25 protein-coding genes and 5 pseudogenes are annotated in these 26,641 nt (G+C 35.7%); 20 read left to right on the forward strand and 10 right to left on the reverse strand.

Annotated elements, in window-relative coordinates; all coding sequences use genetic code 11:
- Positions 1 to 98: 98 nt before the first annotated feature.
- From HVS_RS04545 to HVS_RS04560, 3 genes and pseudogenes are all read right to left on the reverse strand, one after another.
- A pseudogene (locus tag HVS_RS04545) lies at positions 99 to 356 on the reverse strand (IS30 family transposase); the annotation flags it as partial.
- A gap of 119 nt (positions 357 to 475) precedes the next feature.
- Positions 476 to 2,053, reverse strand: coding sequence for a spore germination protein (locus HVS_RS04550; protein ID WP_159063390.1), 1,578 nt, complete (start codon positions 2,051 to 2,053; stop codon positions 476 to 478).
- Positions 2,054 to 2,502: 449 nt separating this feature from the next.
- Positions 2,503 to 3,246: pseudogene (locus HVS_RS04560) on the reverse strand (DUF4143 domain-containing protein); the annotation flags it as partial.
- Between the two features lie 117 nt (positions 3,247 to 3,363).
- Here HVS_RS04560 and HVS_RS04565 point away from each other — a divergent pair.
- Positions 3,364 to 4,179, forward strand: coding sequence for a hypothetical protein (locus tag HVS_RS04565; RefSeq protein ID WP_242971684.1), 816 nt, complete (start codon positions 3,364 to 3,366; stop codon positions 4,177 to 4,179).
- A gap of 120 nt (positions 4,180 to 4,299) precedes the next feature.
- Here the strand turns inward: HVS_RS04565 and HVS_RS04570 are convergent, their stop codons facing one another.
- A complete protein-coding gene (locus tag HVS_RS04570) occupies positions 4,300 to 6,495 on the reverse strand; it encodes a Tn3 family transposase (RefSeq protein WP_101299669.1) in 2,196 nt (731 codons plus the stop codon).
- Positions 6,496 to 6,529: 34 nt separating this feature from the next.
- Here HVS_RS04570 and HVS_RS04575 point away from each other — a divergent pair, with 34 nt between their 5' ends.
- The 4 genes from HVS_RS04575 (at position 6,530) to HVS_RS04590 (ending at position 11,278) form a co-directional block, all read left to right on the forward strand.
- On the forward strand, positions 6,530 to 7,978 hold the full coding sequence (locus HVS_RS04575) for an IS91 family transposase (RefSeq protein WP_101299671.1): 1,449 nt from the start codon (positions 6,530 to 6,532) through the stop codon (positions 7,976 to 7,978).
- A gap of 172 nt (positions 7,979 to 8,150) precedes the next feature.
- A complete protein-coding gene (xerA, locus tag HVS_RS04580; RefSeq protein ID WP_101299674.1) occupies positions 8,151 to 9,233 on the forward strand; it encodes a site-specific tyrosine recombinase/integron integrase in 1,083 nt (360 codons plus the stop codon).
- A 205-nt stretch (positions 9,234 to 9,438) separates the two neighbouring features.
- Positions 9,439 to 10,290, forward strand: a complete 852-nt coding sequence (locus HVS_RS04585; RefSeq protein ID WP_101299677.1) for a hypothetical protein — start codon at positions 9,439 to 9,441, stop codon at positions 10,288 to 10,290.
- A gap of 259 nt (positions 10,291 to 10,549) precedes the next feature.
- Positions 10,550 to 11,278, forward strand: coding sequence for a hypothetical protein (locus HVS_RS04590; RefSeq protein ID WP_101299678.1), 729 nt, complete (start codon positions 10,550 to 10,552; stop codon positions 11,276 to 11,278).
- 431 nt (positions 11,279 to 11,709) lie between these two features.
- Here HVS_RS04590 and HVS_RS17730 read toward each other — a convergent pair whose 3' ends face one another.
- Positions 11,710 to 11,955 carry a transposase gene (locus HVS_RS17730; protein WP_101299680.1) on the reverse strand — a complete coding sequence of 82 codons (246 nt, stop codon included), beginning with the start codon at positions 11,953 to 11,955 and terminating at the stop codon, positions 11,710 to 11,712.
- A 13-nt stretch (positions 11,956 to 11,968) separates the two neighbouring features.
- Positions 11,969 to 12,175 carry a hypothetical protein gene (locus tag HVS_RS04605; RefSeq protein WP_101299681.1) on the reverse strand — a complete coding sequence of 69 codons (207 nt, stop codon included), beginning with the start codon at positions 12,173 to 12,175 and terminating at the stop codon, positions 11,969 to 11,971.
- Positions 12,176 to 12,202: 27 nt separating this feature from the next.
- On the opposite strand from HVS_RS04605, the pseudogene HVS_RS17065 reads away from it, so the two are divergent.
- Positions 12,203 to 12,313: pseudogene (locus HVS_RS17065) on the forward strand (histidine phosphatase family protein); the annotation flags it as partial.
- On the opposite strand, the gene HVS_RS04615 reads toward HVS_RS17065, so the two are convergent.
- Positions 12,275 to 12,505, reverse strand: coding sequence for a hypothetical protein (locus HVS_RS04615; protein ID WP_101299682.1), 231 nt, complete (start codon positions 12,503 to 12,505; stop codon positions 12,275 to 12,277). The pseudogene HVS_RS17065 and the gene HVS_RS04615 overlap by 39 nt on opposite strands.
- Entirely contained in the window at positions 12,490 to 12,810 is a 321-nt protein-coding gene (locus tag HVS_RS04620) for a hypothetical protein (protein ID WP_159063391.1), read from the reverse strand. Before HVS_RS04620 ends, HVS_RS04615 begins: the two co-directional genes overlap by 16 nt.
- Positions 12,811 to 12,844: 34 nt before the next feature.
- Between HVS_RS04620 and HVS_RS04625 the strand changes: the two genes are divergently transcribed.
- The 6 genes from HVS_RS04625 (at position 12,845) to HVS_RS16680 (ending at position 18,770) form a co-directional block, all read left to right on the forward strand.
- Positions 12,845 to 14,293: an IS91 family transposase gene (locus HVS_RS04625; protein ID WP_101299640.1), complete on the forward strand. Its 1,449-nt coding sequence runs from the start codon at positions 12,845 to 12,847 to the stop codon at positions 14,291 to 14,293.
- A 345-nt stretch (positions 14,294 to 14,638) separates the two neighbouring features.
- Entirely contained in the window at positions 14,639 to 14,950 is a 312-nt protein-coding gene (locus HVS_RS04630) for a hypothetical protein (RefSeq protein WP_159063392.1), read from the forward strand.
- 213 nt (positions 14,951 to 15,163) lie between these two features.
- Positions 15,164 to 16,603, forward strand: coding sequence for an ISLre2 family transposase (locus tag HVS_RS04635; protein WP_242971685.1), 1,440 nt, complete (start codon positions 15,164 to 15,166; stop codon positions 16,601 to 16,603).
- 558 nt (positions 16,604 to 17,161) lie between these two features.
- On the forward strand, positions 17,162 to 17,710 hold the full coding sequence (locus tag HVS_RS04640) for a DUF4352 domain-containing protein (RefSeq protein WP_101299686.1): 549 nt from the start codon (positions 17,162 to 17,164) through the stop codon (positions 17,708 to 17,710).
- A gap of 350 nt (positions 17,711 to 18,060) precedes the next feature.
- Positions 18,061 to 18,177: an NINE protein gene (locus HVS_RS17620; RefSeq protein ID WP_341456963.1), complete on the forward strand. Its 117-nt coding sequence runs from the start codon at positions 18,061 to 18,063 to the stop codon at positions 18,175 to 18,177.
- A gap of 107 nt (positions 18,178 to 18,284) precedes the next feature.
- A complete protein-coding gene (locus HVS_RS16680) occupies positions 18,285 to 18,770 on the forward strand; it encodes an Arm DNA-binding domain-containing protein (protein ID WP_169926528.1) in 486 nt (161 codons plus the stop codon).
- Positions 18,771 to 18,812: 42 nt separating this feature from the next.
- Here the strand turns inward: HVS_RS16680 and HVS_RS04655 are convergent, their stop codons facing one another.
- The gene (locus HVS_RS04655) at positions 18,813 to 19,751 is read right to left on the reverse strand and encodes a transglutaminase-like domain-containing protein (RefSeq protein ID WP_242971686.1); all 939 of its coding nucleotides are present in this window, start codon (positions 19,749 to 19,751) and stop codon (positions 18,813 to 18,815) included.
- A gap of 34 nt (positions 19,752 to 19,785) precedes the next feature.
- On the opposite strand from HVS_RS04655, the gene HVS_RS04660 reads away from it, so the two are divergent.
- The 8 genes and pseudogenes from HVS_RS04660 to HVS_RS04695 all read left to right on the forward strand — a co-directional run.
- Positions 19,786 to 21,021, forward strand: a complete 1,236-nt coding sequence (locus tag HVS_RS04660; RefSeq protein WP_101299687.1) for a transposase — start codon at positions 19,786 to 19,788, stop codon at positions 21,019 to 21,021.
- A 198-nt stretch (positions 21,022 to 21,219) separates the two neighbouring features.
- Positions 21,220 to 21,351 (forward strand): annotated as a pseudogene (locus HVS_RS04665) (DUF4314 domain-containing protein); the annotation flags it as partial.
- Positions 21,341 to 21,517, forward strand: a complete 177-nt coding sequence (locus HVS_RS04670; RefSeq protein WP_101299689.1) for a DUF5049 domain-containing protein — start codon at positions 21,341 to 21,343, stop codon at positions 21,515 to 21,517. The pseudogene HVS_RS04665 and the gene HVS_RS04670, both read left to right, overlap by 11 nt.
- Before the next feature lie 33 nt (positions 21,518 to 21,550).
- Positions 21,551 to 21,775, forward strand: coding sequence for a DUF7678 domain-containing protein (locus HVS_RS04675; protein WP_034615564.1), 225 nt, complete (start codon positions 21,551 to 21,553; stop codon positions 21,773 to 21,775).
- 106 nt (positions 21,776 to 21,881) lie between these two features.
- On the forward strand, positions 21,882 to 23,483 hold the full coding sequence (locus HVS_RS04680) for a terminase large subunit (protein ID WP_101299690.1): 1,602 nt from the start codon (positions 21,882 to 21,884) through the stop codon (positions 23,481 to 23,483).
- A 50-nt stretch (positions 23,484 to 23,533) separates the two neighbouring features.
- Positions 23,534 to 23,887 carry a hypothetical protein gene (locus HVS_RS04685; RefSeq protein WP_101299691.1) on the forward strand — a complete coding sequence of 118 codons (354 nt, stop codon included), beginning with the start codon at positions 23,534 to 23,536 and terminating at the stop codon, positions 23,885 to 23,887.
- A gap of 210 nt (positions 23,888 to 24,097) precedes the next feature.
- Positions 24,098 to 24,520 carry a hypothetical protein gene (locus tag HVS_RS04690; RefSeq protein WP_101299692.1) on the forward strand — a complete coding sequence of 141 codons (423 nt, stop codon included), beginning with the start codon at positions 24,098 to 24,100 and terminating at the stop codon, positions 24,518 to 24,520.
- A 94-nt stretch (positions 24,521 to 24,614) separates the two neighbouring features.
- A pseudogene (locus HVS_RS04695) lies at positions 24,615 to 25,643 on the forward strand (phage portal protein); the annotation flags it as partial.
- Between the two features lie 395 nt (positions 25,644 to 26,038).
- On the opposite strand, the gene HVS_RS17075 reads toward HVS_RS04695, so the two are convergent.
- Positions 26,039 to 26,626, reverse strand: coding sequence for a transglutaminase-like domain-containing protein (locus HVS_RS17075; protein WP_242971687.1), 588 nt, complete (start codon positions 26,624 to 26,626; stop codon positions 26,039 to 26,041).
- Positions 26,627 to 26,641 lie beyond the last annotated feature (15 nt).

Genomic DNA, 26,641 nt, shown 5'->3' on the forward strand with positions numbered 1-26,641 from the left:
ATTCTTCAACAGGCGGGTGAAATGGTGTCAAGGGCGGTTTTCCCCTTGATACCATTTCACCCGCCTGTTATACTCGTAAAGGGTTGGAATGTATGTCCTTAACTAACAGACTGCATGTCTGGAACGATCTCAAGTATACGCTGTATTTCGTCGTTAAATAGTTCTGCCGGTGTACGGTAGCCCAGTATCTTCCGGGGCAGGTTATTACACCAGTTTTCAATTCGTTTTATCTGCTCAAGGGTTAGGTCCTTAATAGCTTTTCCCTTAGGTATGAACCGCCGTATAAGACCATTATGTCGCTCATTAGTACCCCTTTCCCACGCAGAATATGGATGAGCGTAATATACATTGAGCCCTTGTCTATCCAAACCAGCAAATTCAAATCAATTTCATAATCGGTAAATTCATCTTATTTCCCATCGCAGCCCGCTCCTTTTATGTAGAATCACAATTGCTTTCCTTAATTGTAACTACATCAACCCGGATTACGTTTGTAAGAATCGGAACCGTCATAAACGATAACCTTTGTACGTTTTTTCAATTTCCACAGGGGCATCCTTATAAAAACATCCTTCAAACTTGAAAAATCAAACGGTACAACAGGCCATAAATACGGTACTCCGAAAGACCTTAAAGATGCCATATGAAACAACGTTACCAAAAGACCCATAATTACACCAAAACCTCCGGCAAGTCCGGCAAGTACAAGATATATATACCTAAGAATCGTTCCGGAATCAGTCTGTGCCGGAACGGTAAAGCTTGCAATGGCTGTTGAAGATACGACAATTACCATAATAGGACTTATAAGCCCGGCCTCAACGGATGCCTGCCCCAGTACAATTGCTCCGACAATACCGATTGTTTGTCCTACCGATTTCGGTAATCGTACTCCTGCTTCTCTTAAAATGTCAAAGGTAAACATCATCAAAAAAGCTTCCAAAATTGCCGGAAAAGGTACCTTTTCACGTCCTTCCGCTATGGATATCAAAAGCTGTGTAGGTATCATCTCCTGGTGGAAAACAGTCAATGCCACATAAATTGCAGGTCCTAAAATACTGATGATATAGGACAAAAACCTTACTATACGCATAATGCTTGCATGAAACGGTCTGGAATAATAGTCTTCACTGCTTTGAAAGCTTTCAATAAACAACATGGGTACTATAAGAGCAAAAGGTGTACCGTCAACCAAAATCGCAGCACGTCCTTCAAGTATTTTGGCTGCAACCCTGTCAGGCTTTTCGCTGTTTGAAACAGTAGGGAAAATAGAGTAGGAACTATCCTCAATAAATTGTTCAATATACCCTGATTCCAGAATAGCATCTATTTTTATTCTGTTCAGCCGTCTTCTGACTTCTTCGATCAGCTTCGGATCTGCTACACTTTTTATATATACAATATATACATCTGTTTTTGATTTATCACCGATAATCATTTTTTCTACACATAAATCGGGATCTTTAATTTTACGGCGAATAAGGGCAATGCTTACATTTACGTTTTCATTGAAGCCCTCCCTGGGCCCGCGTACAACAACCTCTGTTACCGGTTCGTCTATAGCACGGGATTCGCGCTTCCCGGAATTGATAACCAAAGCCTCTTTTGAGCCGTCTATCAATAGAATGGTTGACCCTGCCAATAAACATTCAATCAAATCATTGAACAGTGTCACTTTCCGGCTATCCGTTATAGGAATCAAGTTCTTTCTTACGCAATCAATATCGGTAAAATCTATATCCGCATCCTTCTTAAGCAGTAATGCGCCATACATTAAAGGCTCCAGTATATTTTTATTGATTTCTCCCTTATCTGCCATGCTATTGATAAAAATCACGGCACCTTTGAATCTTCTGTCATGCCCAAAGTTGAACTCGTGTATTGTCACATCGCTGCTGTTGTGCAAAATACCTTTAATTGCTTCCAGGTTCCTTTTTAAGTCAGGGAATATCGGTTCACTGTTGTTCTTACCCGCTAAAGCATCCTGATGCATGCGTTTTTCTATATTTTTTAATAATGAACAGCGAATTTTCCTATAAATATATCTGAACATAAACAATCCTTTCCAAGCAGTTTTATTTATTTTTTGCATGCATCAGTAATTTATTCATAAACTGAAAAATAAAGCCTTTGACAACTTTGTGGATTCTCTCTTACATATACTATTTAATGGAATCCGGAATAAAAGTAATTAAAATACAAGTAGGCTTACTAAGAAGAAAATAGATTTTATATTCGGAATGTTATTTGCAGTTGCTGCCATAGTATTTTTCATAATACTATTACTGACCAATGATGTGTTTTTTAATTGGAAATTTGAAAGACATCATAAGGTATTAGGCTGGTATATGAAACCCCTATTTATAATACCGATTGTTATATTTGCATTCAAAAAAAGTTTTACCGGTATATTTGATTCTATTAACAAGTATGTTCTGGTTCACTGCTCCTGCTGCAAAGAACCCTCAAGTTTTAGATTTTTAGCTTTTGAAATGGAATATCTTATTTGCTTACTACATTTTCTATTGCAAACAGCGGCAGATTAACAAGCCAATCTTCCTTTTTATAGTCCGCCATGGATGTGCGGATTGATATTTCAGGATTGTATTTATCCTTATATACCCGCAAGCTCTTGGCTTTAAGATTGACCTCTGCTTTGACTTCAATCGGAATGATCTGTTCTCCGGTATCGATAACAAAATCAACCTCACAAGAGCCACGATCATTAGTGTAATAATAAACACCTAAATCATTTATTGTTTTCAACTGTTGGCATACATATTGCTCTGTCAAAGAGCCCTTGAATTCGGTAAACAAATCGTTCCCGTCAAGAAGTGTTTGCTGGCGCAAACCGGTCATACAGCCGAGAAGTCCCACGTCGACCATATACAGTTTGAAAGCTTTCAAATCCTCATAGGCTTTGAGTGGAATGCGAGCCGCATTTACACGGCTGACCTTGTGCACAAGACCGCAATCAACAAGCCACATTATTGCTGTTTCGAATTCTTTGGCCCGTCCACCCTCACGTACAAGACCGTAAAAGAATTTCTTGTTCTCTTTGGCAAGCTGGGAAGCGATACTGTTCCAGACCATGCGGATTTTAGGAACGATTTCGTTTGGTGCATGCTTGGAAAAATCCTGCTCATATGCCGCCAAAATCTGCTTTTGAATATTACGTACTTCGTTAAAGTCCTTATCATCTACAAAGCTTTGAACCGCCTCCGGCATACCGCCAACGAAGTAATAGACAATAATTTTTGGGCTTTGTGCCAACTGCATTGGTGCTCACTGTTATCAAGTCAGCCCGATGGAATTGAGGAATTTATCAGCAATACAAAAAAACAATTTAAAGATAGATTAAATATGCAAGATAAAAATATAGCAGCTGTTTTTGCTGCAATTGATAAATTAGAAGAATGTCTGAATAGATATAAAACAGTACAAAATCCAGAATATATAATTCGAATTTGGCATTACATTCAGTACGGCAGTGCTATTCTCGATTATTTTGACAACAGCGTAGCTGAAAATGCTTTACAGGTTGCAGGAGGCCGATATGTAGCTAAATTCGGTTCATATAAAGAAGTAAAGCTGGTCATAAGCAAACTAGAGAAATACCTTATAAAACTAGATAAGGTTCCGACAACAGTATATATTCTGCCAAGTCGAAACTCTGAAATTCTTAGCAAAGCAATTTCAAAGATATTGGGTGTGGATTGCATACAATACATTAGAAATACACCGGTACAAAATGGTTTAATTGTCGCGGGAGATACAAGTGAATTTAATGATTATCCAGAACTTGTTAATATTAGAGGCAACACTGTGACGTTTGCACTTAATCACAATTGGTTGGATAATTCATTGATAACACCTGATATTTGCGGCTTTATGAGCCAGACTTATATATTCCCTTGGGAAGGCGGTTCAGTAAAGGTAAATCCCGAGACAAAACAAGTGGATAAATCAGAGCCAGATCTAAGGTCGGCGGAGGAAATTGCCCATTCTATTGCAAGTGAAGAAGTAGAAATTAATCCTGAATTTAATGAAATTCTGGAATTCTATTATGAAAGAAAGGATTACATGAAAGGCGGCTTAAAGGACACCTTTAAAAGGCTACATTACAACACAGACAGTAATTCAGAACCTGTTGTGACATTTTCTTATATTATTACTTAAGACAAAAATCTATTATCCCTCAAGCTATTTTACATAAAGTTTGGGGGATTTTTTTGCATCTAGGGGTTATAGGCACAACCCCTCCAAATTTTTGATATTTGCAAACATTACCAATTGCATCTATTTTATTTGAAGAACAGATATTATCTCTTCTAAATCAATTGGACATTTGTTGCTACAAAATGCATAATGCCCAAGTAAATGAATATGCTGCCAAGCCACAGGTGAGACTCTTTTTAACTTTTCAATAGCTTTAGTATTATTGCAGGATTTATATTTTTCAAGTATAAGTGATAATAAGGCAGAGTTATAATAAACAATGATATTTGCAATTAAGCGTCCACATTGGTTACTGATATCAATTTCTATATCTGTTTTCCCACTCAGCTGCTTTTTCCCATTAACACTTGCTATTGCAGCCCGTAATTGGTGAAAAGATTCTATACGGTTTTGAGAACGATGTACATCTTGCTGTAATTTAGGATCCATTAAGTACTTTAAAGTATAAATACTTCGTATTAATTTATCAAACTCAAAAATTGCTTTGAGTGTTCGTGTTTGCTTATAAGTACAAAGCTTTTTAATAATCTTATTTTGTGTAATTTCCTTATTTGCAAGTGTTAAAATAATCTGTTTTATTTTAGGCCATTCTTCAACAATTAATTTTTTATCAATTTGCGTTTGTCCAACTGGCTTTATATAATAATCATGGTAATTCTCAGGCTCATCCCCACAGTAAAGATGTTTCAATTGAGTTTCTAAATTTGTAAATCTCGGTCTGAAATATACTTTAAACCAATGCAATATAGCGAAATTTGCTTTATTAATACTGTGCATATCACCAGTAATTGCATCCGGTACAATATCCGTAATGTTATTATAGTGAATATCAAAAACAAAATAACTTTCATGCTCATTAGCACCAATGGTGTCTCCTATTACATAATTATGGTTAACAAGCATCCCATAAGAAACCATTCCTCTTCCTTTTCCAAAATACTTTTTGGAATGTCTTGCTTTTATTGTAGGATGTTTTACTCCCAACTTTTGTCCATCAACACTTCCATAAAGAGTTGTTAAGTCAAAAGAGTAATATGGAAAAATAGATAATTCTCTCATTTCATTGCTAATAATTTTATTTGCTTCTTGAAGTGTTGCTTTACGAAAATACTTATAATAAACATCCAACAGCTGCTGATATGGAATATCGCTTATTTTCCCAAGTTTTAAATTTCTATTCTCTCTCAATTCTTTTGGCACAACACTTGTCTTCTCATATACAGCATCAACCTTATATGGAAGTGAGAGAGGCAGCATATCAAGGTCTTGAGGAATAATCCTTTTCCCTCCAATTAATTCCTCACTCTTTATTTTTTCCAAACCCTTTTGATTAATAAATTCTTCAATTTTAGCATCTACATTCTCTATCTTTTCTGAAACGCTCTGGACATTTACTCTTGAAACTGAAAGCAATTTATCTGATACAATGATGCCATCCTTAAAACCCTCTATTGAAGCTTCTGTATCAATGTCTATAATGCTGCTCAAGTCAAGGCCTTCAATTTTTTCATGCTGTTTGAAGCTCGGATCTAAAGGAACCCATATTTTTTGGCCCTTCATAGGTCCTGCACCTCTGTAGTACTGATAAGGCACATAAGCTTCAACCCATACGTGTTCTGTTCTGACGTGAGATATCTTTCCGCCACTGACGACAGAAACTGTTGGTATTCCAAGAGATGCCAGAATTCTCACTGCATCCTGTGGTGTTTCCCCTCCAGTCCATCCCATCACCTTCTCTACAGGTATCTCAATTGTTCCTCTCACATATCGAGCAGGAATTCCTTTATATCGAAGAAGGGAAATAAGAAGCGATGCCTGGTCAATATCATTCCCTGCCATTTGGTCAAGGGTTCCCACTGCACCTTTTCTCGACCCGTAATATGCCTCGAAATTTATATTATTCCAGACATATTCATAAATCTCTATAACAGAATTTAAACTCTCAGCCAACTCTTTTATTTCTTCTGTAAATTGAGCTTCTGAAGTCTCTTTCAAATCTTCTTCTGCCGGTATATTTGAAAAAACTGAAGCCTTCTTTTCCGTCGAACTCATCTTATTTATACCGGTTATTTGTGTATCTTTTGACAATATAGAAGGTTCAACTTGTACATTTTTATGCGATAGACTGCTACCTAAAGTCTGATTTGCCTGAACAGGCTTTATAAGCTTACCCAACTCTACAATCTTCTTTATTACTACTTTATGATAAAAAGATTTACATAATACAATATTTATGTTAAAACATATATAGAACATTTGTTCTATATATGTTTTAAGAGTGTGAGTACTAATGCTTTATGAAAGTTCGAATAATCAGGGGATATATTCTCCAAGAGAGCCACGGAAAAATTATTATTATAGGTGCGTAGAAGAGAATTTTGAAGTTTTGGAGAGAGTGTGGGATGATAGGTACCAAAATACATACGGTTATTGGAGAACCCATATTCTAGATGTTATATATGATTACCTTGATTGTGGGAATTTGCATCTAGGGTTTGCCCGTGTTAAGTGTGAAGATTGTAACAAGGAGTATCTATTGCCTTTTTCATGTAAACGGAGGGCGTTCTGTCCTTCATGTCATCAGAGAAGAGTAGTTGAATTTGGAGAGTTTTTATACACTGAGGTTTTAAAAGAAGTTTCCCACAGGCAGTGGGTCTTTAGTATACCCAAAAGACTTAGATGCTATTTTATGTATGACAGAAAGCTACTTGCAAAACTATCAAGATGTGCATGGAAAGTCTTATGTGATTATCTTAAAAGTTCATCTGGAGATAAAGATTCAGTTCCTGGTGTTGTTATAGCTGTACAAACATTTGGAGATTTTTTAAACTTTAATCCTCATTTACATGTAATTGCAACAGATGGTTGTTTTAAAGGGGACGGAGATTTTATAAAATCAGTATTACCTCAAGGAAAAGATATTGAGAAGGTTTTTCAGTCAGAAGTACTAAAGATGCTCAAAAAAGAGGGGAAAATTAATCAATTTATTATAGATAACATGCTTAGTTGGGAAAATACTGGATTTAATGTTTATTGTGGGGAGGCAATATACGCAGAGGAACAGGAGAGTATTGAAAAACTTGCTCAATATGTAGTTCGTGCTCCAATTTCTCAGGAAAGAATGTTTTACATACCACCAGAAGAAAGTTCAAATGAAGTTGGGAAAATTATTTACAAGGGTAAAAATAGCAGAGAAATTCAAGCTTTTGATGCTTTGGATTGGTTAGCACGATTGGTAACTCATATCCCAAATAAGGGAGAGCAATTTGTAAGATATTATGGTTATTATTCAAATAAGAGTAGAGGACAAAGGAAAAAAGCTGAGACAGATGATAAAGTACCTGCAATTGTAAGTAGTGATTTATCTAAAAAAGCTTTTCGTAAAAACTGGGCAAGACTTATTCAAAAGGTTTATAATGTTGATCCTCTAAAATGTAAATATTGCAATGGGAAAATGAGAATAATTTCGTTTGTAGAGGATGAAGAAACTATCGAGAAGATTTTGAAACATTTGAAGCTTTGGGGAATTCAGAATCATGATCCGCCTAATCATTTCAAAATACCACAACAATTTGAACATTTTATATTGGCCAATTCATTGCTAATTGGAAACAATGAAAAAAGTAATGAAAATATGGGCAAAAATAAAGACGGTAATTATGAAGAACACAATTCTAATAATGTTTTTCCTGATTATGAAACTTGTGATGAAATGCCAAAATATGAGGACTGGTTTTAAAGAATAAATTCTTATAACCTTAAGTTTGTAGTGCTATTTTTTGTTTTGTGCAGGAGGTTCAATACTTAAAGATAATATTATTTTGGGATTATTATTTAAAAATGAAGCAAATGTATATTGTTTTGGATGATTTTTGATTTTAGTAGTGAAAAACAGAATTTAATATGATATTATGAAAAAAGCAAATACCTATCTATTAAAAAGTTATTCTAAAGGACGACTAGCGGTAGAGGTTCCATATTCTTTTGAAAATGTTGAAAAAATTAAACAAATCAGTGGACGAAGATGGGAGAAATCTGATAAAATATGGAGTATACCAAACAAAAAAGAATTAATTGAAAATTTATGTAAGTTGTTTAAAAGTTGTAATGTTGTATACAACATAGTGAAGTATAATAGTTTAAATGATGTGATGATGGAAGAATTAAAACATGAATTGATTCTTAGAAATTATAGTTTTCAAACACAAAAAGCTTATTTAAATCATATTAAAAGGTTTTTTGATTATTATAACAATCGAAAAATTGAAGACATTAACAAAAATGATGTAAGGATGTATTTGATAAAGGAAATTGAAGAAGGGAAAGCAATTTCATATGTTAATCAGGCTTTTAGTGCTCTTAAATTTTTATTTACAGAGACAAAAGGAAGTAATAAGTTTAATTTTGATATACCAAGACCAAAGAAAGAGAAAAGTTTACCTAGTGTTTTGAGTGTAATTGAAGTGTTTAAAATTATTGAAGCAATAAAAAATATTAAACATAAAGCAATTATTATGGTGATATATTCGGCAGGATTAAGAGTTAGCGAGGTAGCAAAATTAAAAGTAGAAAATATTGACAGTGAAAGAAATTTAATTTTCATAAAAGGAGCTAAAGGTAAAAAAGATAGATACACCCTTTTATCCAATGTAGCATTAGAAATGCTACGAGACTATTTTAAGATTTATAAACCGGAAAAATGGCTTTTTGAAGGTGGGAAGGAAGGGAGGCATATTACAGAAAGATCTATACAAAAAGTTTTTGAGAAAGCTGTGTTTAAAGCAGGAATAAATAAAAAAGTATCAGTACATACATTGAGACATTCGTTTGCAACGCACTTGCTAGAAAATGGGACAGACTTAAGGTACATTCAAGAATTACTAGGGCATGAAAGTTCAAAAACAACTGAAATATATACTCACGTAAGTGAAAAGGATTTTGGAAAGATTCAAAGTCCATTAGATAGAATTATGAGTGATAAAGAAAAAAGATAATGGGTATTCACGAACTTATGTTCGTAGATACCATGTATAAAAGAGTATTTACGAACCTATGTTCGTAGATGACGAAGTTATAAGAAATGGGGCGTTGGGATACTATATTCAATCCTATAAGATCAGGGTTTTGCTTTATTACCGGGTGGCTAGAATGAATATCATAATTCTTCTGTATGTATTATGAATTAAAGGAGATGATTTAATGTTTTCAAGAACCAAGTTTTCTCTAATTTTATGCTTAGTTATATTATTTATATCAGCTTGCACTATACAAAACGAAACAACAAGAAGTGGTAATTCGGAAAAACCATCAAGTTCACTAAGTACGGAAAACTCAACAAAAGAAAGTGAATATCAAAAGATACATGATTATATGGACAGTATTTGGGATTCCTATGAAGCAAAATATTCAGTTGATAAAGCAGAAAGTCTTGTATACATCGATGTTTCAAAAGCATTAAATATAACAATAATTGAGGCATATAGGGCTTATACTTATATAGAAAACAAGAAAATTAATATTAATATGACTGAGAATGAAATTGATGTAGTTGGGGTGAAACGGTTAGCTGATTTGGGGTTCAAAGAGGAAAATGGGAAATGGAATTTTGAAGGTAAAGAAGTTAACATGGGTGAACCTTTACCAATTCCAGATAATATGAAACAGAAAGAAGCAGAGCCAAATAAAGAAATAAACGTTACTATGACGGTTAACCCAATAATAAGCAATGGAATGGTAGTAATCCAGGGAACAACGAATCTTCCAGAAGGAACTCAGTTAATGTTATCCCTAGAAGGAAGTGGATATTTGGCTCAAGATTCTATATCGGTTAGTAATGGTATGTTTACTTCAGCTCAATTTTCAAACAAAGGGAATTCCCTTGCTAACGGTACATATACCCTTGAAATAAGCACACCAACTGCAAATGTACAGCCCGCTTCGGTACAAGAAATAATTGGCGAGAACGGACGAAACCTAAAAGGGGACTTGGTTACGTTTGATGAAATTTGGGGTAGTACAGTTGATTATAAAGGGGAGGTTATCATCAAATGAAGATTATGAGTTTAGAAACTTTATTTATATATTGCGTATTACGTAAGAAACAAGCAGGATTTTATCGGACAAGCAGCTAAAATGTGCGCCCCACTTCTTATAACAAAATTTTCACGCTTCGGGCGTGCTCATGGGTCATTGCTGCCAAACCGTCTCACCGGGCGGCAAGCGCCGCTAAAGGGAAAGGCTCCGTTGGTCCGGTTCGTCGGCTTCGTGAAAACGGACCGTTAGGCGAAATTACTTTTTTGGAGAGGTGTTTATGCAATTAATACCAATTGAATCGATTAACGAGCTAACATTTAGGGAGATATTTAATAAATCATTCGATTTATCAATAGATTACAGTGAAATAACGCTGGACAGTTTATTTGATGATGCTGTTGTTAGAGAAATTCCTATAGTAAAAACAGTAGTAGCCGCTGTAAAAATAGGTATTGCTTACAGGGAAAAATACTTTTTAAAAAAATTATTGGTTTTCTTAAGTGAAATTAACAAGGGAGATATAAATACAGAAAATATTATTGCTTTCAGGGAGAAAATGCAAAGGGACAAAAAGTATCGAGACAAAGTAATTACTATGATTTCAGTACTTTTAGATAAATTTGTCGATGACAAAAAAGCAAAAATATTAGGGAGATTATTTAAAGCGTATGCCGAAGGAACAATCAACTGGGTCAAATTTATTGAATTATCCAGTTGCTTGGATTTAGTTTTTGTGTCTGATTTTATAGTATTAAAATATTTATATGACAGAAGAGATGGGGACATGATTCATATAGAAACTTTTAGCGATGCAACTATAGATAGTTCTTCTTTTGAAAGTGCAGTTACTAGACTTAATGCCATAGGCGCTGTTTTGGTTGAAGCGATGGCTGATGTTGGAGATAGTATTCATCTTGGAAGGCATACTAAAATTACCCAATTAGGGATAGTGTTTTATGAATTAGGCTTTTCAAAAGATATATCTGATTTAATTAACTTCGCCTAACACAATGTTCCCGCAAGGGCACGCGGGGCATGAGTTTGGAGCAGACGCGCCACACCCCTGGGCCTAAGTCATGCATGACCCGACTTGCCTGAGGCTAAGATTTGCAAGCAAAACATAAGCCCCAGGCTGCGTCTTAAGGCCCAGGGGCGTCGGGAACACGGGACCGATCTCCGACATATCCTGATTTGTCCGCCATCCATGGCGGAGTTTTGATATGGCAAAGCTTTGAAGAATTGTCTTAAGAATATTATTAATATAAATGGAGGTAATATGGAATGGAACAGAAAGCTTCCTGTAACATGCTATTGTCATACCCTGTATTGGGGCCAAAAAAAGTTTCATGAGCACACTCTCCAAAGAAAAGTTTAGTATTTATCTAGTATAGTGTTTTTCAAATATTTATTCAATAAAAATCCTGCGAACTTGTTGTATCATCTATAAATTCGAAAAGTAATACTAGGATAAAGCAAAAAAATGTCTTTAAGAGAAGGAATTATTATTTTCGCTTTTAGCAAAGCTAACTTTACTCTTCCATACATTTGCCGCTTTATCAACTTTAATCTGTTATTATTTCCTTCAACAAAACCGTTACTATATTGTGATGTTACAGAATTTTCAACAGCCTTCTTATCTTTTGTTAAGCACCTGTAAATCCTGATATGGACCTGATATTTGATTTTTTATACTTGTTTATAAACTCATTAAGAAGTGGTATGCTTTTTTATCAAATATCTCACGGAAATCATTAATACAATCCTCTATTTCCTTAACTTTAAGATATTTCAATACAACCTTCTCAAATATATCATCATTGACTTTTTCTTTATTATCTGACCAAAGATATTTAAAAATATCTGATACTTTGAACAGTATACTAACTTTTTTGAGAGACCTCATCTATATAAGCCGCAAGAGGATGGTGAAAGTTTTGAGGAGTTATTAGTCAGGGTAAGAAATGCTTGGGATGAGATAATAAAAGCCGGCGGAAATAATGTATTAATTGTGACGCATGCAGTTGTATTGAAAACTATATAAATAATTTTCGTGGTTAAACAAGCTCGGACTATTTTCGGGCTTTTTCTTATTTGAAGATATATCAATATCATTCCCTGCCATTTGGTCAAGGGTTCCCACTGCACCTTTTTTCGACCCGTAATATGCCTCGAAATTTATATTATTCCGGACATATTCATAAATCTCTATAACAGAATTTAAACTCTCAGCCAACTCTTTATTTCTTCTGTAAATTGAGCTTCTGAAGTCTCTTTCAAATCTTCTTCTGCCGGTATATTTGAAAAAACTGAAGCCTTCTTTTCCGTCGAACTCATCTTATTTATACCGGTTATTTGTGTATCTTTTGACAATATAGAAGGTTCAACTTGTACATTTTTATGCGGTAGACTGCTACCTAAAGTCTGATTTGCCTGAACAGGCTTTATAAGCTTACCCAACTCTACAATCTTCTTTATTACTACTTTATGATAAAAAGATTTACATAATACAATATTTGTGTTAAAACATATATAGAACATTTGTTCTATATATGTTTTAAGAGTGTGAGTACTAATGCTTTATGAAAGTTCGAATAATCAGGGGATATATTCTCCAAGAGAGCCACGGAAAAATTATTATTATAGGTGCGTAGAAGAGAATTTTGAAGTTTTGGAGAGAGTGTGGGATGATAGGTACCAAAATACATACGGTTATTGGAGATCCCATATTCTAGATGTTATATATGATTACCTTGATTGTGGGAATTTGCATCTAGGGTTTGCCCGTGTTAAGTGTGAAGATTGTAACAAGGAGTATCTATTGCCTTTTTCATGTAAACGGAGGGCGTTCTGTCCTTCATGTCATCAGAGAAGAGTAGTTGAATTTGGAGAGTTTTTATACACTGAGGTTTTAAAAGAAGTTTCCCACAGGCAGTGGGTCTTTAGTATACCCAAAAGACTTAGATGCTATTTTATGTATGACAGAAAGCTACTTGCAAAACTATCAAGATGTGCATGGAAAGTCTTATGTGATTATCTTAAAAGTTCATCTGGAGATAAAGATTCAGTTCCTGGTGTTGTTATAGCTGTACAAACATTTGGAGATTTTTTAAACTTTAATCCTCATTTACATGTAATTGCAACAGATGGTTGTTTTAAAGGGGACGGAGATTTTATAAAATCAGTATTACCTCAAGGAAAAGATATTGAGAAGGTTTTTCAGTCAGAAGTACTAAAGATGCTCAAAAAAGAGGGGAAAATTAATCAATTTATTATAGATAACATGCTTAGTTGGGAAAATACTGGATTTAATGTTTATTGTGGGGAGGCAATATACGCAGAGGAACAGGAGAGTATTGAAAAACTTGCTCAATATGTAGTTCGTGCTCCAATTTCTCAGGAAAGAATGTTTTACATACCACCAGAAGAAAGTTCAAATGAAGTTGGGAAAATTATTTACAAGGGTAAAAATAGCAGAGAAATTCAAGCTTTTGATGCTTTGGATTGGTTAGCACGATTGGTAACTCATATCCCAAATAAGGGAGAGCAATTTGTAAGATATTATGGTTATTATTCAAATAAGAGTAGAGGACAAAGGAAAAAAGCTGAGACAGATGATAAAGTACCTGCAATTGTAAGTAGTGATTTATCTAAAAAAGCTTTTCGTAAAAACTGGGCAAGACTTATTCAAAAGGTTTATAATGTTGATCCTCTAAAATGTAAATATTGCAATGGGAAAATGAGAATAATTTCGTTTGTAGAGGATGAAGAAACTATCGAGAAGATTTTGAAACATTTGAAGCTTTGGGGAATTCAGAATCATGATCCGCCTAATCATTTCAAAATACCACAACAATTTGAACATTTTATATTGGCCAATTCATTGCTAATTGGAAACAATGAAAAAAGTAATGAAAATATGGGCAAAAATAAAGACGGTAATTATGAAGAACACAATTCTAATAATGTTTTTCCTGATTATGAAACTTGTGATGAAATGCCAAAATATGAGGACTGGTTTTAAAGAATAAATTCTTATAACCTTAAGTTTGTAGTGCTATTTTTTGTTTTGTGCAGGAGGTTCAATACTTAAAGATAATATTATTTTGGGATTATTATTTAAAAATGAAGCAAATGTATATTGTTTTGGATGATTTTTGATTTTAGTAGTGAAAAACAGAATTTAATATGATATTATGAAAAAAGCAAATACCTATCTATTAAATGTTTTACTTCTTCCAGGGGATAAAACTCAGTTCTCCCCCGGATTGATTCAATTGGTCTTTTTCCTTTAGTCGGGACAAATCCCTTAAATATCTGCTCGTTCTAAGGTAACGATATATTTATTATAGAACATATGTTCTATTTTGTGAAGAGGATTTTAAAAAGGAGAGGAGATGATATACTGGGTGTTGAAATATATGAAAATGGAAACTCTATATCAAAAACGGGAACTGTAAGTATGCTTGGAAGGGCTTTTATTGGTTCTCTCATACGCCCAATTGGTACTGTAATAGGCGGTGTTACTGCAAAAAAGAAATCTGTAGAAATTGTTAATAAGATAGATGTGGCGGTTTCGATTAAAAACACTAGAAAACCACTGATTATAATCCCTGTAAGAATTTCAAAAAGAACTAAGAAAAATTCAAAAAAATACAAGAGAGCCATGAAAAAAAGCTAGAACTATTGAGGCAATCATTAAAACATGGATGAATTAGACTCTTCTCAATATAATACGAGTGTTTTTTGGCATCTTTTTACGCAAACACTCATGTTAGCGTAAAGTTATTGTAGGGAATGAGACATAAAATACCATATATAATTGAAAAGAAGATGACATCCTGTTAAGATATTAATTAACCAAAAATAATAAATAGAAAGGATGACATCTTCTATGTATAATAGTATACAACATTTTAATGAATTTGGGGTAAAAAGAATTGAAAAAAAGATAAAAAATTTTATTGAAGAAGGAAAAGACTTAGCTGATCTTGTTCTTGGTCTAAAAGAAGATTTATTTAAACTTGGACGCGATATACTTAAAGAAGTGCTTGAAGATATGGATGAATATTTCCGTAACTGTGAAATAAGGAAACAGTATTGGGAAATTATAAGAAAAGATAAAACAGCTATTTTAACGACATTTGGAACACTAAGTTATAACAGGACATATTTTAAGCATAAGGAAAATGGTAATAGACAACACCTGGTCGACAGGATTGTAGGTGTAGAACCACATGACAGAGTAAGTGCCGATGTTGTAATTAATGCAATAGAAGAAGCAGCTGACAGCAGCTACAGAAAGGCAGGAGAAAAGGCGACATATATTGATGAAATCAGCAAACAAGCTGTGATGAATAAAATACATAATATTGAAATAGTTGAGCCTGAAATAAAAGTAGATAAAAAGAGAAAAGTAAAAATATTGTATGTTGAGGCAGACGAGGATCATGTAGCATTACAACAAAAAAGCACATTAAGACAGAATGAGAAGGGTAAGAGAAATACAATTATGCCAAAACTTGTATATGTGCATGAGGGAATTGACTTTGAAAAAAGTAATAAGAAGAGAAAAGTATTAAAGAATGTTCGATATTTTGGGGGTGTGTATAATAATTCAGAAAATTTGTGGCTTGAAGTATCGGAATACATATATAAACAATATGACGTTGATTTTTTAGAGACGGTGTATATATCAGGAGATGGGGCGTCATGGATAAGGCAAGGAGTTAACTGGCTTTCAAAAAGTAAATTTGTACTTGATAGATACCATCTTCAAAAATACGTAAGAGTTGCAACCACACATTTAAATGATGAAGCAATAAGCCAAGATTTACAGGACGCATTGAATTTATCTGATAAAAAAAAGCTAACAAAGGTTTTTAAAAAGATAATCGAAAAGACAGGCGATAATGAAAGTAAAATAAAGGCTATAAAAAATGCAAAGCGATATATTTTAAATAATTGGGATGGTATAGAAATAAGGTCAAACAGAGGAATAGTGGGTTGTAGTGCTGAAGGTCATGTGAGTCATGTATTTTCATCCCGTTTAAGTTCAAGACCTAAAGGCTGGTCGAGAAAAGGTGTAGAAAAGATGTCAAAGCTGATAATATACAAGAAGAATGGCGGTAAGGTATATGACATAGTTATGGCACAAAAACAAAAAAAGTTAGCATCTAGTAGGCAAGAAATTCAGGAAAAATTAATTAAGGAATTAAAGAAGTCATCAAACAGGTATGAGAGTGTATGGAATAGTAATTTAACTGTTATTCATAAGGGGTGTAAAACTGGTTTATATAAAGAATTAAGGCGTATTATAGGTATATGCGGATAGGGATGAGGTAATAATAAAGCAAAAATTACGGGAAAGTTTACAAGTAAGCCTATCCAATAGGAATTATACATATCTAAAAAAAGACAAAGAAAAAGAAAAGAAAAAAGCAAAACTTTAGTACCATGACCCGCGGAGCCCTACTACTTGTCAAGGCCGGGCTTTGCCCGCTTGTTTTAGCCTTGACAAAATGGAAAATGGTACAATAGAAATACTTTTTTCTTTTAAAAGTAGCGTTAAAATGTGAAGGAACATAGATAACAAAACGTACTAATTTGTCACAAGTATTGAGTAAAATGAATTCTTTATAGAAAGAAAGAGTTATATGGTATAATAGACAATAAGTTAGAGGAATTATAAAAGAAAATAAGGCTCAAAATGATGTAAAACACTTTCGTTACTAAGAGACCGTTATTTGAAATAGTTGCACAAATAAAAAATGGGATGCCATCTACTTTTCTTTTTCCTACAATAAATTGACGCTATCAACACTCATATTATGTTTGATTTTAGCTAGTCAATATGGTATAATTGACAAAAAATATAAGGGGGTTGATAGGTATGAAAAAATTGTTTATGCTATTTCTTATCTGTTTTTGCTTTTCTTTTTTATTTGGAGGATGTGAAACGGTTACGCCTGAAAAGGTTGAGCCAACAGCTAATACCACAGGCGAATCTTCAACAGAGACAAATGAAGGTACAGGTGTAGATGCACCACAAACCGAGGTCTTTGATATTGGTGACGTAATAGAAGCTAAGGATATGCACTATACAGTAAACAGTGTTCGTGAAGCTCCTGGAGAAGACTTCATTAAACCCAAAGAAGGCAGTATCTGGTATGTAGTAGATGTTACAATCGAGAACAAAGGACAGGAAACTTTTCACTCAAGTTCTCTGATGATGTTTAAGCTGTTCGATAGCGAGGGTTACAGCTATAGTGTAACTTTGGGACCGGATACAACCGGATCTGTGGATGGAGAAGTACCTCCTGGTAGGAAACTACGGGGCGAAATTGCCTTTGAAATACCACAAGACTCAGAAGGACTCGAATTGCAGATTGATCCTTCCTTGTTTGGAAGTGGCGTGATAATAGTAAAACTCGATAGATAAAATTATATACATAAGCACTAAAGCAAAGGCCCTGACTTACAGGGCTTTTGTAATCTATGAAAAATACAAAAGGGGGTAATTTGAAATGAATTGTACTTATCATCAGGGCAAGGAAGCAATCGGTGTGTGTTTATTGCGGTAAATTCTTTTGTGAGGACTGTTTGGTTGAAGTCAACGGTAAATTCTATTGTAAATCGGACGTTACCAATATTGTAAATGAAGCCAAGCAAAAAAAACAACGGAACATCCAGTGATAAACATCTCAAATAACAATGTTAATACTACTCAGGCAAATAATGCCACCAACCAAAGTACTAAGAGCAGAAGCACCGCATTAATCCTGTCTCTAGTTGGGGGCATTAGGACTATGTGGCATACATAGGTTTTATGTTGGCAAAGTGGGAACGGGAGTCTTATGGCTTCTTACTTTTGGTTTTTTGGAATTGGTCAAATATTGGATATTATAAGTATATTAACGGGGGGATTCAGGGATTCGGATGGCCTTAGGTTAACCTAGAAGAAATAGGAGCGTTAGGAGTTTTAGAGAAAAATACAAAAAAAAGAGGTGGAATAAATGAGGAGGTCAAAAGGTGAAGGATCATTGACCTATATTAAAAGACTTAAAAAATATCAAGTACGGTATGACGTAAGTATAGATGAGAACGGAAAAAGGATACAGAAGGCTTCATATTTTTCTAAGAAAAAAGATGCAATTGCCTTTATGCAAGATGAGTTAAGTGCTCTAAATAGGGGCAAATATGTATCCCTGTCAAACGAATCGCTATACTCCTACTGCAAAAAATGGTATGAACTATACAAAGAACCAACGCTAACAAAAATAAATACAAAGGAAAAATATAAATACACGCTTAATAGAATTAAAGGGCTATCGGTAGGTTCGGTTCGTTTAATGGATCTATCAAGCGAGATATTGCAAAGAGCATATAACAAAATGAAAGCTGATATATTCTCTCTCAATTCTTTTGGCACAACACTTGTCTTCTCATATACAGCATCAACCTTATATGGAAGTGAGAGAGGCAGCATATCAAGGTCTTGAGGAATAATCCTTTTCCCTCCAATTAATTCCTCACTCTTTATTTTAACCCTTTTGATTAATAAATTCTTCAATTTTAGCATCTACATTCTCTATCTTTTCTGAAACGCTCTGGACATTTACTCTTGAAACTGAAAGCAATTTATCTGATACAATGATGCCATCCTTAAAACCCTCTATTGAAGCTTCTGTATCAATGTCTATAATGCTGCTCAAGTCAAGGCCTTCAATTTTTTCATGCTGTTTGAAGCTCGGATCTAAAGGAACCCATATTTTTTGGCCCTTCATAGGTCCTGCACCTCTGTAGTACTGATAAGGCACATAAGCTTCAACCCATACGTGTTCTGTTCTGACGTGAGATATCTTTCCGCCACTGACGACAGAAACTGTTGGTATTCCAAGAGATGCCAGAATTCTCACTGCATCCTGTGGTGTTTCCCCTCCAGTCCATCCCATCACCTTCTCTACAGGTATCTCAATTGTTCCTCTCACATATCGAGCAGGAATTCCTTTATATCGAAGAAGGGAAATAAGAAGCGATGCCTGGTCAATATCATTCCCTGCCATTTGGTCAAGGGTTCCCACTGCACCTTTTCTCGACCCGTAATATGCCTCGAAATTTATATTATTCCGGACATATTCATAAATCTCTATAACAGAATTTAAACTCTCAGCCAACTCTTTTATTTCTTCTGTAAATTGAGCTTCTGAAGTCTCTTTCAAATCTTCTTCTGCCGGTATATTTGAAAAAACTGAAGCCTTCTTTTCCGTCGAACTCATCTTATTTATACCGGTTATTTGTGTATCTTTTGACAATATAGAAGGTTCAACTTGTACATTTTTATGCGGTAGACTGCTACCTAAAGTCTGATTTGCCTGAACAGGCTTTATAAACTTACCCAACTCTACAATCTTCTTTATTACTACTTTATGATAAAAAGATTTACATAATACAATATTTGTGTTAAAACATATATAGAACATTTGTTCTATATATGTTTTAAGAGTGTGAGTACTAATGCTTTATGAAAGTTCGAATAATCAGGGGATATATTCTCCAAGAGAGCCACGGAAAAATTATTATTATAGGTGCGTAGAAGAGAATTTTGAAGTTTTGGAGAGAGTGTGGGATGATAGGTACCAAAATACATACGGTTATTGGAGACCCCATATTCTAGATGTTATATATGATTACCTTGATTGTGGGAATTTGCATCTAGGGTTTGCCCGTGTTAAGTGTGAAGATTGTAACAAGGAGTATCTATTGCCTTTTTCATGTAAACGGAGGGCGTTCTGTCCTTCATGTCATCAGAGAAGAGTAGTTGAATTTGGAGATTTTTTAAACTTTAATCCTCATTTACATGTAATTGCAACAGATGGTTGTTTTAAAGGGGACGGAGATTTTATAAAATCAGTATTACCTCAAGGAAAAGATATTGAGAAGGTTTTTCAGTCAGAAGTACTAAAGATGCTCAAAAAAGAGGGGAAAATTAATCAATTTATTATAGATAACATGCTTAGTTGGGAAAATACTGGATTTAATGTTTATTGTGGGGAGGCAATATACGCAGAGGAACAGGAGAGTATTGAAAAACTTGCTCAATATGTAGTTCGTGCTCCAATTTCTCAGGAAAGAATGTTTTACATACCACCAGAAGAAAGTTCAAATGAAGTTGGGAAAATTATTTACAAGGGTAAAAATAGCAGAGAAATTCAAGCTTTTGATGCTTTGGATTGGTTAGCACGATTGGTAACTCATATCCCAAATAAGGGAGAGCAATTTGTAAGATATTATGGTTATTATTCAAATAAGAGTAGAGGACAAAGGAAAAAAGCTGAGACAGATGATAAAGTACCTGCAATTGTAAGTAGTGATTTATCTAAAAAAGCTTTTCGTAAAAACTGGGCAAGACTTATTCAAAAGGTTTATAATGTTGATCCTCTAAAATGTAAATATTGCAATGGGAAAATGAGAATAATTTCGTTTGTAGAGGATGAAGAAACTATCGAGAAGATTTTGAAACATTTGAAGCTTTGGGGAATTCAGAATCATGATCCGCCTAATCATTTCAAAATACCACAACAATTTGAACATTTTATATTGGCCAATTCATTGCTAATTGGAAACAATGAAAAAAGTAATGAAAATATGGGCAAAAATAAAGACGGTAATTATGAAGAACACAATTCTAATAATGTTTTTCCTGATTATGAAACTTGTGATGAAATGCCAAAATATGAGGACTGGTTTTAAAGAATAAATTCTTATAACCTTAAGTTTGTAGTGCTATTTTTTGTTTTGTGCAGGAGGTTCAATACTTAAAGATAATATTATTTTGGGATTATTATTTAAAAATGAAGCAAATGTATATTGTTTTGGATGATTTTTGATTTTAGTAGTGAAAAACAGAATTTAATATGATATTATGAAAAAAGCAAATACCTATCTATACCTATTGGCACCAAGGGCACCGTAACCGGCGTGGATGACACCGCAAGCATCCTGGTTAACTGGGACAGCGGCAGCGGACTGAACGTGGTCTATGGCGATGACTTTTGCCGGAGGTGCGACGATGAACGATAAGGTGCGTACGCAGATCCTGGCTATTCGAGACACTGGCCTGACGAATATGTTTGATGTGGTGGCGGTACAGCGTATCGCAAACGACATGGGGTTTTATGAGCTGGTAGTGTACCTCGAAGAGAATCGTAAGGAATATGCCCATTTCATCCTGACCGGCGAGACGTAACATACACATACAAAACGAAGGGAGAGCATTACCATGTGGAAAGAAGGAAGCATCAAGGTTGGAAGTAGCATCATTCACTACTGGGTGAAGTGTTTTGAAGAAGGATCGCAGTACGGCATCGAAAAGGGCCGCATTTCCAAACTCATGCTAAAACGCGATGGTGAGATCATCGCCAATTATGACAGAGGTTGGGATATAGAACCACTCGATTCCGATGCAGAGATTGCCCTTGCGATTCTGATGAAAGAACACAACTAACCTGATAAAAATCGAATCCCGGAATGGGGCCTTGCGGCTCTGTTCTTCGTTAAGAAAGACCCATTGTGGTCTATTTTTTATGCCCTTTTGAAGGAGGTAACTGCATATCCGAAAACTCAAAAAATACAAACCAACTGTTTTTAAAGCGAAGGACGCTTATTACAACAAAGATATGGCCGATTATGCAGTCGCATTCATCGAGGCACTATCTCATACCAAGGGCACATGGGCGGGTAAGCCTTTTGAACTAATCGACTGGCAAGAGCGAATAATCCGCGATGTATTCGGAATTCTGAAGCCGAACGGCTATCGGCAGTTCAATACCGCTTATGTAGAAATACCTAAGAAGATGGGAAAAAGTGAGCTTGCGGCGGCTGTTGCCCTGTTGCTCACCTGTGGAGATAACGAAGAACGTGCCGAGGTTTACGGTTGTGCTGCCGACCGTAACCAAGCATCTATCGTTTTTAATGTTGCAGCGGATATGGTGCGAATGTGTCCTGCTCTGTCCAAGCGAGTGAAAATCCTGGACTCCATGAAGCGACTCATCTATCAGCCGACAGGCAGTATTTATCAGGTACTTTCAGCCGATGTCGGAAACAAACATGGCTTCAATACCCACGGCGTGGTGTTTGACGAGCTGCACACGCAGCCAAACAGAAAACTCTTTGATGTTATGACTAAGGGTAGCGGTGATGCCCGTATGCAGCCTCTGTATTTCCTTATAACTACTGCTGGGGACAACCAGAACAGCATCTGTTGGGAAGTACACCAGAAGGCCCTGGATATCATAAATGGCAGAAAGAAAGACACCACTTTCTATCCAGTTATATACGGAGCAGCACTGGAAGATGATTGGACAGATCCGAAAGTGTGGAAGAAGGCGAACCCGTCGCTGGGCATCACGGTCAGTATGGATAAGGTCAAGGCGGCATTTGAATCCGCAAGGCAAAACCCTGCTGAGGAGAACAGCTTCCGGCAACTTCGGCTCAACCAATGGGTCAAACAAGCTGTCCGCTGGATGCCAATGGATAAATGGGATGCCTGTGCTTTTGCAGTTGACCCGGAAGCTCTGCAAGGTCGTGTCTGCTACGGCGGACTTGACCTCTCCTCTTCCACCGATATTACAGCGTTCGTGCTGGTCTTTCCACCATTGGATGAGGATGATAAATACACTGTTATGCCGTTCTTCTGGATACCGGAGGATAACATCGATTTGCGCGTACGACGCGACCACGTGAATTATGACGTATGGAAAAAGCAAGGATTCATCCAAACCACCGAGGGCAACGTGGTGCATTACGGTTTTATTGAAGCCCTTATCGAGGACCTTGGCATGAAATACAACATCAGAGAAATTGCCTTCGACCGCTGGGGCGCTGTGCAGATGGTGCAAAACCTTGAAGGCATGGGTTTCACAGTCGTACCATTCGGTCAGGGTTTCAAGGATATGAGCCCGCCCACCAAAGAACTGATGAAGCTGACATTGGAAAAGAAAATCGCGCATGGCGGGCATCCGGTCCTTCGGTGGATGATGGACAACATATTTATCCGAACGGACCCTGCAGGAAATATCAAGGCTGACAAGGAAAAATCAACCGAGAAGATCGATGGGGCTGTGGCCACTATTATGGCACTTGATAGAGCTATTAGATGTGGTGGAGATACAGGTGATTCCGTTTATGATGATAGGGGTTTACTTATTTTGTGATGAATTGGGGAACGTGCTATAATGAACCCAGAATAAAGGGGGTTTCTAGTATGTATGAATTAATAAAGCGTGTTGATTTTTCAAAAAAGAGAAACAATCCAGAAAAAGATTATCTAAAAAAGCTATTTATAGAGTGGCTTAATCGTAATTACCCTGATGTTAACACTGTAGATACCTATTTTTCAGATGCAATATTTATTGGAAACAATCCATCTTTGGGACTTGATATAGTAGAAATTATTTCAGATGAAGATGAAGGAAGAACTAATTATCATCGGGCATTAGTAAAGCACTTTGAATCCAAGGGTTGGAATTCAGCTCTAGTTCATAGTAGAGCTGAAGAATACCTAAAAAGATTAGATCAGTTGAAAGAATTCTTAGTTGACTACGAAAAGAATAAATAGTTCTAGCGATTATATGGTCATGCATGATTCTTTGAAATCATAGTGTTCGTCCTCTTTTTTACTATTGGCCTCTTCGCGGGATTAATATAAAAGAAGTGGTAAAAGAAACTTCAAAAGCATCTCAAGTGAGGTGCTTGGTGGGAAAAATGATCGTGGGATTTTGACTTTTGATGAAAATGGTTATATAATACTTTTAAGGGAGAGAATAAAATGAAGGGAGAGAATAAAATGAAGAAAATTCTGGTACTTTTATTAATTATTTTTTGCATTTCTACTGTACTTATTGGTTGTAGTAGTGCTAAAGAAGGTTTTAAGGATGGCTTAGAATCTGGCGAGACAAAGTACACTATCGATATTGAGGTTGAATTTAATAAACCTTATGGTGGGGAAACTCACATGACTATCGCCGGTAAAACTGATTTACCTGATGGAGAAGAAGTTCTCATATCGGTGGTTAGTGAAGAAAATGATTACATTGCATCAAGCAAAGATACAGTGAAAGATGGAATCTATATGTCTGAGCCATTTTCAAAACAGGGTGAATCTATACCCAAAGGTAAGTACATAATAACAGTGGAAACCTCAAATAATGATAAAGCAAAACAAGAAAAAATCGTTGACATAGACTATTAAAAACCACGAGCATCTACCGTGGTAAGATAAAAACTTCAAAAGCATCTCATATGAGGTGCTTTTTTCTAGCTCATTTTTAAGGAGAGTGATGTCTATGGGAATCCTACAAGGAATATTTAAGGCGCGTGATAAGCCTAAGGATAGTCTTGGCGGTAGCCGTTATAGTTTCTTTTTTGGAAGCACAAGTGCTGGAAAGCCGGTTAACGAACATACAGCCATGCAGATGACGGCGGTTTACTCTTGTGTGAGAATATTATCTGAAACATTAGCGGGACTCCCGCTCCATGTGTACAGATATAATGATTCAGGTGGAAAGGAGAAAAACCTGAAACATCCCTTATATAAGCTGCTCCATGACGAGCCTAATCCGGAGATGACTTCATTTGCGTTTCGAGAAACACTGATGAGTCATCTTTTATTATGGGGAAATGCTTATGCCCAGATTATCCGAAATGCACGTGGTGAGGTTATTGCTCTCTATCCTTTAATGCCAAATAAAATGACAGTCGATCGTGATGCAAACGGTCGGCTTTTCTATTTGTATCAACGCAGTAGAGAAGATACACCTTCTCTCGGAAAGGACAGTCAGGTCTACCTTACTCCGTCCGATGTCCTACACATCCCCGGCTTAGGCTTTGACGGACTTGTCGGCTACTCACCGATTGCTATGGCTAAAAATGCCGTGGGATTGGCGATTGCAACCGAGGAATATGGAGCGAAATTCTTCGCCAACGGTGCCGCACCGGGTGGTGTGCTTGAACATCCTGGCACAATCAAAGACCCGCAAAAGGTAAAGGACAGCTGGAACGCTGCTTATCAAGGTTCAAGAAACTCCCACAGGGTAGCAGTTTTGGAAGAAGGCATGAAGTATCAGCCGATAGGCATTTCGCCCGAACAAGCGCAGTTTCTTGAAACACGGAAGTTCCAGATCAATGAAATCGCCCGTATTTTCCGTGTGCCGCCTCATATGTTGGCTGACCTTGAAAAAAGTAGCTTTTCAAATATCGAGCAACAGTCCTTGGAGTTTGTGAAGTACACACTTGATCCGTGGGTTGTGCGCTGGGAACAGTCCATGTTCCGTGTTCTTCTTACGGAAAGCGAAAAGCAGAAGGTGTTTAATAAGCTTTTATCGTATGAAGATTTGAAAAATTAATAGTTTTTGAGATGAAAATATTTGAGGCCTCAGAAGTAAATTCATTGGCCTCTGTACTTTTTTTAATATTTTAAAAGCAATTTCATTCTTTTTTTAATTCCTAATTCTAGGTTATATTCACCCAGCAAATAATACACAGAATTTTGAATATTAATCCTTAGAACTCTATCTTCGCATTCTTTGAGGTTATAACAAATATGTTTTTGAATACCTTTTCTGTAGTTATAAAAGGAATAACCGCCCCCTTGTGGAATACCTAAAATATTTACTCTGTTTATATTAAAATTACACACGAGTGCATTTAATTTATGTTAAGAATAAAAAACCATGTTAAAAGTTCTATTGAAGGTAGACAAAAGAACAGTCTAATCTAAGATATATGCTTCATATTTAAAATCATTGCTTCCTGTATAATTCGAGCCTATAGAAAATACTATATTCTCTCTCAATTCTTTTGGCACAACACTTGTCTTCTCATATACAGCATCAACCTTATATGGAAGTGAGAGAGGCAGCATATCAAGGTCTTGAGGAATAATCCTTTTCCCTCCAATTAATTCCTCACTCTTTATTTTTTCCAAACCCTTTTGATTAATAAATTCTTCAATTTTAGCATCTACATTCTCTATCTTTTCTGAAACGCTCTGGACATTTACTCTTGAAACTGAAAGCAATTTATCTGATACAATGATGCCATCCTTAAAACCCTCTATTGAAGCTTCTGTATCAATGTCTATAATGCTGCTCAAGTCAAGGCCTTCAATTTTTTCATGCTGTTTGAAGCTCGGATCTAAAGGAACCCATATTTTTTGGCCCTTCATAGGTCCTGCACCTCTGTAGTACTGATAAGGCACATAAGCTTCAACCCATACGTGTTCTGTTCTGACGTGAGATATCTTTCCGCCACTGACGACAGAAACTGTTGGTATTCCAAGAGATGCCAGAATTCTCACTGCATCCTGTGGTGT

This window comes from Acetivibrio saccincola, from assembly GCF_002844395.1.
Taxonomy (GTDB): Bacteria; Bacillota; Clostridia; order Acetivibrionales; family Acetivibrionaceae; genus Herbivorax; species Herbivorax saccincola.

What these genes read in the sequence shown, in the direction of transcription:
- HVS_RS04550 (WP_159063390.1), bottom strand. Translation starts at nt 2,053, where the DNA reads ATGTTCAGATATATTTATAGGAAAATTCGCTGTTCATTATTAAAAAAT.
- HVS_RS04565 (WP_242971684.1), top strand. Translation starts at nt 3,364, where the DNA reads ATGCAAGATAAAAATATAGCAGCTGTTTTTGCTGCAATTGATAAATTA.
- HVS_RS04570 (WP_101299669.1), bottom strand. Translation starts at nt 6,495, where the DNA reads ATGTTCTATATATGTTTTAACATAAATATTGTATTATGTAAATCTTTT.
- HVS_RS04575 (WP_101299671.1), top strand. Translation starts at nt 6,530, where the DNA reads ATGCTTTATGAAAGTTCGAATAATCAGGGGATATATTCTCCAAGAGAG.
- xerA (WP_101299674.1), top strand. Translation starts at nt 8,151, where the DNA reads ATGAAAAAAGCAAATACCTATCTATTAAAAAGTTATTCTAAAGGACGA.
- HVS_RS04585 (WP_101299677.1), top strand. Translation starts at nt 9,439, where the DNA reads ATGTTTTCAAGAACCAAGTTTTCTCTAATTTTATGCTTAGTTATATTA.
- HVS_RS04590 (WP_101299678.1), top strand. Translation starts at nt 10,550, where the DNA reads ATGCAATTAATACCAATTGAATCGATTAACGAGCTAACATTTAGGGAG.
- HVS_RS04605 (WP_101299681.1), bottom strand. Translation starts at nt 12,175, where the DNA reads ATGAGGTCTCTCAAAAAAGTTAGTATACTGTTCAAAGTATCAGATATT.
- HVS_RS04620 (WP_159063391.1), bottom strand. Translation starts at nt 12,810, where the DNA reads ATGTTCTATATATGTTTTAACACAAATATTGTATTATGTAAATCTTTT.
- HVS_RS04625 (WP_101299640.1), top strand. Translation starts at nt 12,845, where the DNA reads ATGCTTTATGAAAGTTCGAATAATCAGGGGATATATTCTCCAAGAGAG.
- HVS_RS04635 (WP_242971685.1), top strand. Translation starts at nt 15,164, where the DNA reads ATGTATAATAGTATACAACATTTTAATGAATTTGGGGTAAAAAGAATT.
- HVS_RS04640 (WP_101299686.1), top strand. Translation starts at nt 17,162, where the DNA reads ATGAAAAAATTGTTTATGCTATTTCTTATCTGTTTTTGCTTTTCTTTT.
- HVS_RS16680 (WP_169926528.1), top strand. Translation starts at nt 18,285, where the DNA reads ATGAGGAGGTCAAAAGGTGAAGGATCATTGACCTATATTAAAAGACTT.
- HVS_RS04655 (WP_242971686.1), bottom strand. Translation starts at nt 19,751, where the DNA reads ATGTTCTATATATGTTTTAACACAAATATTGTATTATGTAAATCTTTT.
- HVS_RS04660 (WP_101299687.1), top strand. Translation starts at nt 19,786, where the DNA reads ATGCTTTATGAAAGTTCGAATAATCAGGGGATATATTCTCCAAGAGAG.
- HVS_RS04670 (WP_101299689.1), top strand. Translation starts at nt 21,341, where the DNA reads ATGAACGATAAGGTGCGTACGCAGATCCTGGCTATTCGAGACACTGGC.
- HVS_RS04675 (WP_034615564.1), top strand. Translation starts at nt 21,551, where the DNA reads ATGTGGAAAGAAGGAAGCATCAAGGTTGGAAGTAGCATCATTCACTAC.
- HVS_RS04685 (WP_101299691.1), top strand. Translation starts at nt 23,534, where the DNA reads ATGTATGAATTAATAAAGCGTGTTGATTTTTCAAAAAAGAGAAACAAT.
- HVS_RS04690 (WP_101299692.1), top strand. Translation starts at nt 24,098, where the DNA reads ATGAAGGGAGAGAATAAAATGAAGAAAATTCTGGTACTTTTATTAATT.